This window comes from Sphingomonas zeicaulis, assembly GCF_050433225.1.
Taxonomy (GTDB): domain Bacteria; phylum Pseudomonadota; class Alphaproteobacteria; order Sphingomonadales; family Sphingomonadaceae; genus Sphingomonas_D; species Sphingomonas_D zeicaulis.
The window spans coordinates 353650-364300 of record NZ_JBNPXQ010000007.1 but is presented as its reverse complement, the minus strand read 5'-3'; the positions used below and the strand labels follow the sequence as shown (position 1 = coordinate 364300).

The window sequence follows — 10651 nt, the reverse complement described above, 5'->3', positions numbered from 1 at the left end:
GCCGATGGTACTATCGCTTAAGCGATGGAAGAGTAGGTCGTCGCCAGGCTTTGAAGCCAGCGCAATCACAACGGTGCACCAGAACCCATTCACCCCCTCGCCTCGTCCAGAGGCTCGAAACGGCCGCCGATCTCACAATCGGCGGCCGTTTTCGTTTGTCGCCAAATGCCCTGCGGCATCCAGCATCAGAGGCGCAGCGGCCACGCGGTTTCCGATTGTGGAGATTTCGTCCTCTGCAGTCATCACAGCATGTCCTCGTTGCGATGGATGTTGGCCATCACGCCGCCGTCCGTGCGGCGGCAGCGCGATCGGTGCTTGTCGGCGGCGGTCGATCACCCCTAAGCATCGGGCAGACCAAGCGAGGGGAGAGCAGATGCAGCTTTCACGGGGCGCCAACGCGCCGGTGCCGTCCGGCACGCTCGATATCGCCGTGACATTCGATACGCGCCCGGCCCGGCTCGACGTCGATATATCGGCCTATCTGCTCGATGCCGCGGGCAAGGTCCGCGGCGACGCAGACATGATCTTCTACAACCAGCCTGCGAGCCCGGAAGGCGGTGTGCGGCTCGATGCCGCGGCAGGACGGTTCGCCATAGACCCGGCGCGGCTACCCGCGGCGATCGAACGGATTGCGATCTGCGTGGTCGTGGACGGCGGTTCGGCAGGCAGCCTGGGCGCGATCACCCTCGCGGTCAGCGGCGGTCCCTCCTTCCGCCACGACGTGGCCGGCACCGCGGAGGCGGCGATCATCGTCGCCGATCTCTATCTGCGCCAAGGCCAGTGGAAGCTGCGCGCCGTGGGGCAGGGCTTTGCCGGCGGGCTTGGACCGCTCGCGCGCTCGTTTGGCATCGACGTGGCGGACGAACCCCCGGCAGCGCCTGCCTCACCGGCTGCGCCTCCCGCGTCGCCCAAGGTCGATCTTCACAAGGCCAAGGTCGAACAGCGGCTGGTCAATCTGGAGAAGCAGGACAAGAAGCTCGTCAGCCTTGCCAAGGCGGCCGGCGTCAGCCTCGCCAAGCAGAAGGGCGCCGCGCGGCCCGCCAAGGTGTGGCTGATTCTCGACGTCTCGGGTTCGATGCGCGGGCTGTTCAAGTCCGGCGCGGTCGATCGGCTGGCGCAGCGTGCACTCGCCTACGGCCTCAACCTCGACGATGATGGCGAAATCGGCGTGATCCTGTTCGATCATCGCGCGACGATGTTCGGCAGCGTCAACGCCGGCAATTATCAGAGCTTCGCCAAGGACATCCAGAAGCGAAAGGATGTGTGGGGCACCACCGATTATGGCAATGCAATGCAGATGCTGCGCGAGACCGCGGCGCGCGAGGGCGATTTCGGTCGCACCCCGGTCTATGTGATCTTCGTGACCGATGGCGGCACCGAGAACCGCAAGCTCGCCGAACAGCAGATCAAGGATGCCTCCGGCGAGGCGATCTTCTGGAAGTTCATGGCGATCGGTCCGATGCCCTCGGGCGCGAAATCGGGTGGGCGCACGCTGCCCCGCGGCTTCGACTTCCTCGCCTATCTCGACGACATGCCGGACCGCGTGGTCGACAATGCCGATTTCTTTGCGGTCGAGGATCCCGACGGCCCCAGCGACATCGAGTTCTTCGACCTGATGTCGACCGAATATGGCGGCTGGCTGGAGGCCGCGACGAGAGCCGGCGTGCTGAAGGGCTGATCCACCGAAGTGGTTCAGAACGGAGCGAAATCTGCTCCGATCCGGACCACATTCGCATTGCTGCCGACCCTTCGCGCGGGCAGGTTGCGCGGCAAGGGGGATGCGGCGATGGCGAGACGTTGGTTGATGGCGGCAGCGGCTATGATCGTCGCCATGCCGCCCTGCGGAGCGGCACCGGCGCAGCCACCGCCCAAAGGCAGCGTGGTGCCGCCGCCGGACGAGCAGCGCGCGGTTGACGAGGCCGCCTATCGCGGCATGTTCCTCTATGCCTATGACCAGGCGAGCTGGAAGGCGACGGATGACATGCTGACGAAGATCGGGCCCGCGCGGTCCGATGTCGGCGGCTGGCTGGTCGACGGTGACCCGTTGTCGCCTGAAGTCGTATTCTATGACAAGGATGCGGCCGGTCCCAAGGCGCTCTATGTCGCGCGCTTCCGCGAAGGGGAGTTGGTGCAAGGCCGCGTGCTCGGCACGGGCGAGGATCGCCGGCTGAGCGCCGCGCGCAGGCAGTTGATCGCGGCAACGAACGTGGCACTCGAAAAGCTCAAGGGGAGCGGGGTGACACGTTGCTCGCACCAGCCGTTCAACATCGTCGCGATTCCACCAATCGACGAGGGCGAGCCGATATCGGTCTATTTCCTGATCCCGCGCACCGACATGGCGACGATGCCGATGGGAGGGCATTTCATGGTTCCGGTGTCGGCGACGGACGGAAAGCCCGGTCCGGTACAGTCGTTCACCATCGACTGTGCGGAGGTGCCGTTGACGCCGGTCAAAGGCACGGAAACCAAGGTGATTCTCGCCTCGCACGACCTGACCCCGACACCCACCGAGATTCACATCTACTCCTCGCTCACCGCGCAGGTCGCGGTCGGCGTGACGACCACGACCAATCGGCGGGTGTGGTTGGTGGAGGGGGCGGAGGTCGATTTGATCGACACGATTTCGGAATGATGGGGATGAAAGGGCGCGATCGGCGAATGCCCCTCCCTCGTCTTGTCTTGCCCGTTCGTAGCCGCTGTTGGGCCCGTATGAGGCGCGTTCCGTGCAACGATGAGCGGGCAGGGCGCGAACTTGGCGGGTCGGCGCGGGAGGCTGCGGCAGCATGGATCGCGCGATGGTTCAGCCCGGCGATCGTCGCCGTGACGATCGCGCTGGGATCGGCTGCACCCGCTGCGACGCGAACGAATGAGAATGGCATCGACATCTCGCTCGCAGCCGATGCCGGCGTTCGTCTTCATCGCATCGACCAGATGGGCTGGGCTGGCGACCGACGATATGCTGACGAAGATCGGCAGCGCCCGGGATCGGCTGGGCGGGTGGATCGTCGATGCGGATTCGTCGGATACCCGGCTCATCTATTACGACAATGATCCGCGCGAGCCAAAGGCGCTGTATGTCGCGCAGTTCGACGGCGGCGGCCGACTGTTGTCAGGCCGGGTGCTCGGCCGCGCTGACGATCGCGTGCTCAGTCCGGCAAACCGCAGGATGATCGCCGCGAAGGATGCCGCGATCCGGCGGTTCGCGGCGACGCCGGTTACGGCCTGCTCATCCCAGCCCTATAACATCATCCCGATCCGGGGCGTGCTCTACACCAGCGTCTACTTCCTCGTGCCCCGGACGGACATGAAGACGATGCCGATGGGCGGACATTATGTGGTGCGTGTATGGCCTGACGGAAGCGCCAGCGCGCCGGAGGCATTCACGCGCACCTGCGCCGAGGTGCCGATCGCGCAGACCGGCGGCGACCGGACCAGGGCGCTGGTGGTGACCCATGATCTTACGCCGACGCCGACCGAAATCCATGTCTACGCGTCGTTGAGCATGAAGCTGCCGATCGCGGTCTCGACGACGCAGAACCAGAAGACCTGGTGGGTCGAGGGGGAGAGGATCGAGCGGCTCGATCCGACAGCAAGTCGCGCGCCGCCGCCCGCACCTTCGCCTCCGCCGCAGTCCGCCCCGATGACCGTGCGCGCCGCGCCATCGGCCAGCGTCTGGCGTGGCCAGTTGCTGCACGCCTATGATGCGGCGGCTGCGCTGGCGACGGCGGATTTCCTGAAGAAGGCGCCCGACGCGGCAGAACTGACCGCGGGCTGGATCGTCGACGGCACGGTCGAAGCGATGGACGTGATCTTCGCCAATGAAGACCGGCACAATCCGCGCACGGTCTACAGCGCGCGGATCGAGCGCGGGGTGCTGGTCCGCTCGCGCGTCTATCGCGAGGGCAGCGCCATCGGCATGACGCCGACCCGCCGCCGCATGCTCGAGGCGCGCTACACTGCGGCGGCTGCGCTTCGGGCGCATGGCCGCAAATATTGTTCGCCGGGGCCGCCCAACACGGTGGTGCTGCCGCCGGAGCGGGATGACGAGCCGATGCTGGTCTATTTCCTCAGCCCGCGACCCGAGCGGGACATGGTGCCGATGGGCGGTCACTATCGGGTGCCGGTCTCGACCGTGGATGGCCGCGCCGGCCAGGTCGAGAGCTTCCCGGGCTGCGACCTGATCGATGCGCGAAAACGCCCTCTGCAGGGCGATGTGCCGACGCTGACGTTCGACACCGACGAGCATAATTCCCTTCCCAACGAGTTCCACGTCTATGCGGCGATCGCGCTGGGCGACGAATTGCACGTCCACACGACGCGCAACGGCATGAACTGGACCGTGACCCGCGACCGGATCCGTCCCGATGGTGCCCCCGAGCCGCGCCCCAAGCCCGTCGACCCGCGCGCCCGCCGCATCATCTCGCGGCGGTAAAGCGGGGCGCCTGCCAAAATGGATGTTTTCCAGACGGATGCGCCGGTCCGGGCCGCTTGTGCGCGGCGATCGGCCGTGTGACATTGTAACCGGGCAATGGGGGATCCTATGGAGAGGATGGTTCGACATCTGCTGATCGGCCTGGCGGCGTGTGGGCTGCTGCCGGTGGCGGCGCAGGCACAGCAATCGCAGCCATTGGCGGTGAAGCCGGGCAAGGCCTTCACGCACAAGCATACGAAGCTGCAATTCCCACCCGAACTCTATGGCATGCAGCGCTCACGGGCATCGATGCTGGAAGCCGGGGAACTCGATGTTTCGGCTGCCTATGAAACGCAGAGCGAAGCGATCACCATCTATATCTATCGCGACGTCAGCCGGGCGCTGCCGGTCTGGTTCGATCGGGCGATCTGGTCGATCGAGAACCGGCCGAAGGTCTATGGGGCGCTGCAACGTTCGCCGCGGCCATTGCCGTTCGTGCCACCGCACCAATCGGCTGCGGCGGGATTGATCGCGACCTACACCGTCACCGATTCACCGTTCCGCAGCACCGGTATCGCGCTGATGCCGCTCGATGGCTGGTTCGTGAAGATCCGCTATTCTTCCGCCAGCCTCGATGCCGATGCGCTTGATGCGCGAATTCGCGAACTGGTCACCGGCCTCAGATGGCCGAAGACGGTTCGGCCCGAGCCCGCCGTCACACCAGTCGCGGTCTGCCCCGATTCGCTCAGGTTCGATGGCACCGCCGTGCCGCTTCCGAACACGGCGGAGTCGGCGCTAATCGGTAGCGTCTTCGCGATCCCCATGGCGGAGAACGGTAAGGCGGCGTCGGCGCGGAAGCCGGTCGTCTGGTGCCGGGACGACGGCGTGGAACCCAAGGGGATCGTCTATCGTCCGGACGGCGCGAAGGATGCCTATATGCTTGCCCCGTCCGATGCGGGGCGCGGCATCATGGTCGCGACCGATCCATTGCAGCAGATTCTGGCCAAGGACAGTCCGGCGGGCTGGTCGATCAAGTTCCAGCATCTGTCGCGGACGCTCAACTATCAGTTGATGGACCGCTTACCCGCGCCGACGCAGGTCATCGACCATGTGAACAGGACGCGGCCGATCTCCAGCGTGACGACCTGGGGCAAGAACAGCAGCGTCCAGATCAACACGGATGCGCTGGAGAAGAAATAGGCCGGGGTCGGATGGGCGCCCGGCGCGCTCGTCGGCGCTTTCGTCGCGCGCAATCTCGGCCTAAAGCGCCCCGCCATGAACGATCCAACGACGATCCGCCGGCTCTATGGCCGCGCCAAGGGCCACAAGCTGCGCGACGGGCAGGCGCGGCTGGTGGAGGAATTGCTCCCGGCGCTGAGCGTGCCCGAAGAAGGCGCACTGAACGCGCCGCTGCTGTTCGGCGATGATCGCCCGCTTCATTTCGAGATCGGCTTCGGCGCCGGCGAGCATCTCGCCTATCGCGCGGACCTGCTGCCCGACCATGGCTTCATCGGTTGCGAGCCCTTCCTCAACGGCGTCGTCGGCGCGCTGCTGCACATCCGCGACAAGCATCTGCCCAATGTGCGGCTGCATATGGGCGACGCGCTGGAGGTGCTGGAACGGCTGCCCGATGCGTCGCTGCGCTTCGTCTATCTGCTGCACCCCGATCCCTGGCCCAAGGCGCGCCATGCCAAGCGCCGGATGATGAACCACGGCCCGCTCGACCTGATCGCCGCCAAGCTGCAACCGGGGGGCGAGTTCCGCTTGGGCACCGACGACCCCACCTATTGCCGCTGGTCGATGATGGTGATGAACCAGCGCCGCGATTTCGAATGGCTGGCGGAAAAGTCCGCCGACTTCCTCGTCCGCCCCGGCGGCTGGCCGCAGACGCGCTATGAAGCAAAGGCGCGGCGCGAGGGCCGCGAGGTCTGGTACTTCCGCTATCGGCGCGCCGGGGGCTGATCCGGCGCGGGCCGGGCGTCAGGCGACCAGCGACTCGGGCATCGCCGCCTCGGTTTCCTCGATCCAGCCGCCGCCCAGCACGCGTTCGCCGCCATAGAGCACCGCGGCCTGCCCGGGCGACACGCCATATTCCGGCTGGTCGAAGAGCACGCGATCGCCGTCGAGCCGCGCGGGCACCGGCTTGGCGAGCGAGCGCACCTTGGCGGTGACGGGGCCGTCATGTGGTCCGCCGATCCAGTTGAAGCCCGAGATGCGCGCGGCGGCGACGGCGAGTGCGCGGCGCGGCCCCACCACCACCCGGCGCGTCTCCGGCTCGAGCCGCACGACATAGAGCGGCTCGGCGAGGCCGCCGATCTCCAGCCCGCGGCGCTGGCCGACGGTGAAATGGATGAAGCCGCGATGCGTGCCGAGCACGCGGCCCCCCAGATCGACGATCTCGCCCGCGGTCTCGGCATCGGGGCGCACCTTGCGGACGATCGAGGCATAATCGCCGTCGGGCACGAAGCAGATATCCTGGCTGTCGGGTTTGGCGGCAACGCCGAGACCAATCTCGGCGGCGATGCGGCGCACCTCGGGCTTGGGCATGCCGCCCAGCGGAAAGCGCAGATAATCGAGCTGTTCGGTGGTGGTCGCGAACAGAAAATAGCTCTGGTCGCGCGCCGGATCGAGCGCGCGGTGCAGTTCGGGCCCGGCGGCACCTTCGACGCGCCGGACATAATGGCCGGTGGCGAGGCAATCGGCCCCGAGATCGCGCGCCAGCCGGAACAGATCGGTGAACTTCACGCCCATATTGCAGCGAACGCAAGGAATCGGCGTGCGCCCGGCCATATACTCATCGGCGAAATCATCGATCACCGACTCGCGGAATGCGCTTTCATGGTCGAACACATAATGGGCGATGCCCAGCGTATCGGCGACGGCGCGGGCGTCGCGGATGTCCTGCCCGGCGCAGCAACTGCCGGCGCGCTTGATCGCGGCGCCATGATCGTAAAGCTGCAGAGTGATGCCGATCGTCTCGGCGCCCGATCGCGCGGCGAGCGCCGCCACCACCGAGCTGTCGACGCCGCCGGACATGGCAACGACGATGCGCCGCGCGTTGAGCGGCTGGGCAAGCTGAAATTCGGGGGTCATGATCGTCGCCCTTTACCCCCGATGACCCCTCTGCGGCTAGTGCCGGTCTCGCACTCAAGTAAACGTCGTGTTTACCTGATGCTTCTATCGCGTTTTCAAGCACCGGCCACGCGACCGGGCACGCTGGCGGCCGCTGCCGACCGCCGTTCGAGGACGTTGATGAACGAGAACCCCATTGTGCGCCCGGCGCAGATCGTGGGACCGCTGGGTGAACCGCTGACGCTGGAGTCGCTGCCGCCGCCCGGCACCAAGCGCTGGGTCGTGCGCCGCAAGGCGGAAGTGGTGGCGGCGGTGGCCGGCGGGCTGCTGTCGGTGGATGAAGCCTGTGATCGCTACGGGCTGACGATCGAGGAGTTCGCCGGCTGGCAGCGCGCGGTCGATCGGTCGGGCATGCCCGGCCTCAGGGTCACCCGCATCCAGCATTATAAATCGCTTTATGAGCGCCAGCAGAAATATTGATCGGAACCAATCGGCATTCATGTTTTCGTCGATCGGTCAAGAGGGCAGGCGTGGAATGCTGGAACCTGTTTGCGCTTCAAGAGTCTAGTTATCGTACGCCGCCACGCGGGCGGCCGTTCAGGAGGCTAGACAATGAATCTCATTCTTTGGCTCGTGATTGGCGGTGTGATCGGTTGGCTTGCGAGCCTCATCATGCGCACCGACGCACAGCAGGGCATTTTCCTCAACATCGTGGTCGGCATCGTCGGCGCCTTTATTGGGGGCCTGATCTTCAGTGGTGGCACGATCAACGCTTATAACTTCTCGCTGACGTCGATCCTCGTCTCGCTCGTGGGCGCGGTCGTCTTGCTCGGCATCGTCAATCTGTTCCGTCGCGGTTCGCTGCGTTAACGCAGCATCCGTCGAACGGCAGCGAAAGGGCCGCGCCAATGGGGCGGCCCTTTTTCGTTATGCGCGCGGTTGTTTCCCGCAGCGCCGAATCACTCTAGGCAGCGGCATGACTGCGATCGATCCCATCCGCGCCGCCGCGCTCGGCGATGTTCCTCATGGCTTTCTCGGTCGGCAGGGCGGGGTTTCCACCGGCGCCGTGGCCGGGCTGAACGTCGGCATCGGCAGCGCTGACGATCCCGCCGCCGTCACCGAGAATCGCCGCCGGGCGGTGGCGGCGGTGCTGCCCGGCGCGGCGCTCGCCAGCGCCTATCAGATCCATTCCGCCGACGTCGTCACCGTCACCGGCGGGATCGCCGACGATCAGCGGCCGCGGGCCGATGCGCTCGTCACTGCGACACCTGGCGTCCTGCTCGGCATTCTCACCGCGGATTGCGTGCCTGTACTGCTGGCGGACTTCGCCGCAGGCGTGGTGGGCGCGGCGCATGCCGGTTGGCGCGGCGCGATCGGCGGCGTCACCGATGCGACGATCGCGGCGATGGTCGCGATCGGTGCGAGTCGCGACCGGATCGCGGCCGCCACCGGCCCCTGCATCGGTCGCACATCCTATGAAGTGAGCGACGCGTTCGTCGCGCGCTTCGCCGAGGCCGATCCCGAGAATGAGCGCTTCTTCAATGCCGGCCGGCCGGACCACGCCTGGTTCGACATCGAGGCTTATGTCGCGGCGCGGCTCGCTGCCGCTGGCATCGGCCATGTCGAGATGCTGGGGCTCGACACCTGCCGCGACGAGGCGCGCTTCTACAGCTTTCGCCGTGCGACCTTGCGCGGCGAGGCCGATTATGGTCGGCAGATCAGCTTGATCGGCCTGCCGAACTGAGCGGCGCATGGGTGTCATCACCATGGGTTACAGGCTAGGCTAATAATATTGCTCAGTCCTGGAGAGGACCCTGATGACCGACAAGCCGAACGAAGCCGACCTGACCGGTGTGACGCCGCGCAAGAACCCCAAGCCGCCGGTCGACGATATTGGCGGGCGCGCGTTAAAGCCCGCGACGCTGATGATGGGGCATGGCTATGATCCGATGCTGTCCGAAGGATCGCTGAAGCCGCCGATCTTCCTGACCTCCACCTTCGTCTTTCCCAACGCCGCCGCGGGCAAGCGCCATTTCGAAGGGGTCACCGGCAAGCGGCCGGGCGGTGCCGAGGGGCTGGTCTATTCGCGCTTCAACGGTCCCAACCAGGAGATCCTGGAGGATCGGCTGGGCGTGTGGGAGGATGCCGAGGACGCGCTGACCTTCTCGTCCGGCATGTCCGCGATTGCCACCCTGTTCCTGTCGATGGTACGGCCGGGCGACACGATCGTCCATTCGGGGCCGCTCTATGCCGCGACCGAGACGCTGATCGCGCGCGTGCTCGGGCGCTTCGGTATCCACTGGCTCGATTTCCCTGCCGGTGCGACACAGGAGGAGATCGAAGCGGTGCTCGGCAAGGCCGCGTCGGGCCGCGTTGCGCTGATCTATCTCGAAAGCCCGGCGAACCCCACGAACGCGCTGGTCGATGTCGAGGCGGTCGTCGCGGCGCGCAAGGCGGTGTTCGGCGATGCCGCGGAGCAGCCGCCGATCGCGATCGACAACACCTTCCTCGGGCCGTTGTGGCACAAGCCGTTGGCGCATGGCGCCGATCTCGTCGTCTATTCGCTGACCAAATATGCCGGCGGCCACAGCGATCTCGTCGCGGGCGGCGTGCTCGGTCGCAAGAGCCTGATCGATACGATCCGCGCGATGCGCAACACGATCGGCACGATCACCGATCCCAACACCGCCTGGATGCTGCTGCGTAGCCTGGAGACGCTCGAATTGCGGATGACGCGCGCGGGCGAGAACGCCGCCAAGGTCTGCGCTTTCCTGCGCGATCATCCCAAGGTCGAACGCGTCGGCTATCTTGGTTTCCTTCAGGACGAGCCCGGGCAGGAACGGCAGGCGGACATCTATCGCCGCCACTGCAGCGGCGCCGGCTCAACCTTCTCGCTGTTCCTGAAGGGGGGCGAGAAAGAGAGCTTCGCGTTTCTCGATGCGCTACGCATTGCCAAGCTGGCGGTGAGCCTCGGCGGCACCGAGACCTTGGCCAGCCATCCTGCGGCGATGACGCACCTCTCCGTACCCGACGCCCGCAAGCGCGCGCTGGGCATCACCGACAATCTCGTGAGGATCTCGATCGGCGTCGAGGATGCCGACGACCTGATTGCCGACTTCGCGCAGGCGCTTGAGCGCGCGTAAAGCGCCCCATGCCCTCCCCGACGCC

General features: G+C 66.2%; 10 protein-coding genes. 9 read left to right on the top strand and 1 reads right to left on the bottom strand.

The window, feature by feature from the left end; genetic code table 11:
* Nucleotides 1-373 precede the first annotated feature (373 nt).
* The 5 genes from FHS96_RS21975 (at nt 374) to trmB (ending at nt 6373) form a co-directional block, all read left to right on the top strand.
* Nucleotides 374-1678, top strand: a complete 1305-nt coding sequence (locus FHS96_RS21975) for a VWA domain-containing protein (protein WP_429596876.1) — start codon at nt 374-376, stop codon at nt 1676-1678.
* A gap of 108 nt (nt 1679-1786) precedes the next feature.
* On the top strand, nt 1787-2632 hold the full coding sequence (locus FHS96_RS21970; RefSeq protein ID WP_429596874.1) for a hypothetical protein: 846 nt from the start codon (nt 1787-1789) through the stop codon (nt 2630-2632).
* Nucleotides 2633-2872: 240 nt separating this feature from the next.
* Nucleotides 2873-4432 carry a hypothetical protein gene (locus tag FHS96_RS21965; RefSeq protein ID WP_429596871.1) on the top strand — a complete coding sequence of 520 codons (1560 nt, stop codon included), beginning with the start codon at nt 2873-2875 and terminating at the stop codon, nt 4430-4432.
* 117 nt (nt 4433-4549) lie between these two features.
* Complete coding sequence (locus FHS96_RS21960) at nt 4550-5611, top strand: hypothetical protein (protein ID WP_429596868.1); 1062 nt, start codon at nt 4550-4552, stop codon at nt 5609-5611.
* A 75-nt stretch (nt 5612-5686) separates the two neighbouring features.
* Nucleotides 5687-6373: a tRNA (guanine(46)-N(7))-methyltransferase TrmB gene (trmB, locus tag FHS96_RS21955; RefSeq protein ID WP_429596865.1), complete on the top strand. Its 687-nt coding sequence runs from the start codon at nt 5687-5689 to the stop codon at nt 6371-6373.
* Between the two features lie 18 nt (nt 6374-6391).
* Here trmB and mnmA read toward each other — a convergent pair whose 3' ends face one another.
* On the bottom strand, nt 6392-7504 hold the full coding sequence (mnmA, locus tag FHS96_RS21950; RefSeq protein WP_429596863.1) for a tRNA 2-thiouridine(34) synthase MnmA: 1113 nt from the start codon (nt 7502-7504) through the stop codon (nt 6392-6394).
* Between the two features lie 159 nt (nt 7505-7663).
* Between mnmA and sciP the strand changes: the two genes are divergently transcribed.
* The 4 genes from sciP to FHS96_RS21930 all read left to right on the top strand — a co-directional run bounded on the left by sciP (nt 7664) and on the right by FHS96_RS21930 (nt 10626).
* The gene (gene sciP / locus FHS96_RS21945) at nt 7664-7963 is read left to right on the top strand and encodes a CtrA inhibitor SciP (protein ID WP_429596860.1); all 300 of its coding nucleotides are present in this window, start codon (nt 7664-7666) and stop codon (nt 7961-7963) included.
* Between the two features lie 132 nt (nt 7964-8095).
* Entirely contained in the window at nt 8096-8353 is a 258-nt protein-coding gene (locus FHS96_RS21940) for a GlsB/YeaQ/YmgE family stress response membrane protein (protein WP_429596857.1), read from the top strand.
* Between the two features lie 106 nt (nt 8354-8459).
* Nucleotides 8460-9227, top strand: coding sequence for a peptidoglycan editing factor PgeF (gene pgeF, locus FHS96_RS21935; protein WP_429596854.1), 768 nt, complete (start codon nt 8460-8462; stop codon nt 9225-9227).
* A 73-nt stretch (nt 9228-9300) separates the two neighbouring features.
* Nucleotides 9301-10626 carry a cystathionine gamma-synthase family protein gene (locus tag FHS96_RS21930; protein WP_429596851.1) on the top strand — a complete coding sequence of 442 codons (1326 nt, stop codon included), beginning with the start codon at nt 9301-9303 and terminating at the stop codon, nt 10624-10626.
* Nucleotides 10627-10651 lie beyond the last annotated feature (25 nt).

Excerpts from the sequence above, each read along its gene's own strand:
- FHS96_RS21975 (WP_429596876.1), top strand. The coding sequence starts at position 374 with ATGCAGCTTTCACGGGGCGCCAACGCGCCGGTGCCGTCCGGCACGCTC.
- FHS96_RS21970 (WP_429596874.1), top strand. The coding sequence starts at position 1,787 with ATGGCGAGACGTTGGTTGATGGCGGCAGCGGCTATGATCGTCGCCATG.
- FHS96_RS21965 (WP_429596871.1), top strand. The coding sequence starts at position 2,873 with ATGGCATCGACATCTCGCTCGCAGCCGATGCCGGCGTTCGTCTTCATC.
- FHS96_RS21960 (WP_429596868.1), top strand. The coding sequence starts at position 4,550 with ATGGTTCGACATCTGCTGATCGGCCTGGCGGCGTGTGGGCTGCTGCCG.
- trmB (WP_429596865.1), top strand. The coding sequence starts at position 5,687 with ATGAACGATCCAACGACGATCCGCCGGCTCTATGGCCGCGCCAAGGGC.
- mnmA (WP_429596863.1), bottom strand. The coding sequence starts at position 7,504 with ATGACCCCCGAATTTCAGCTTGCCCAGCCGCTCAACGCGCGGCGCATC.
- sciP (WP_429596860.1), top strand. The coding sequence starts at position 7,664 with ATGAACGAGAACCCCATTGTGCGCCCGGCGCAGATCGTGGGACCGCTG.
- FHS96_RS21940 (WP_429596857.1), top strand. The coding sequence starts at position 8,096 with ATGAATCTCATTCTTTGGCTCGTGATTGGCGGTGTGATCGGTTGGCTT.
- pgeF (WP_429596854.1), top strand. The coding sequence starts at position 8,460 with ATGACTGCGATCGATCCCATCCGCGCCGCCGCGCTCGGCGATGTTCCT.
- FHS96_RS21930 (WP_429596851.1), top strand. The coding sequence starts at position 9,301 with ATGACCGACAAGCCGAACGAAGCCGACCTGACCGGTGTGACGCCGCGC.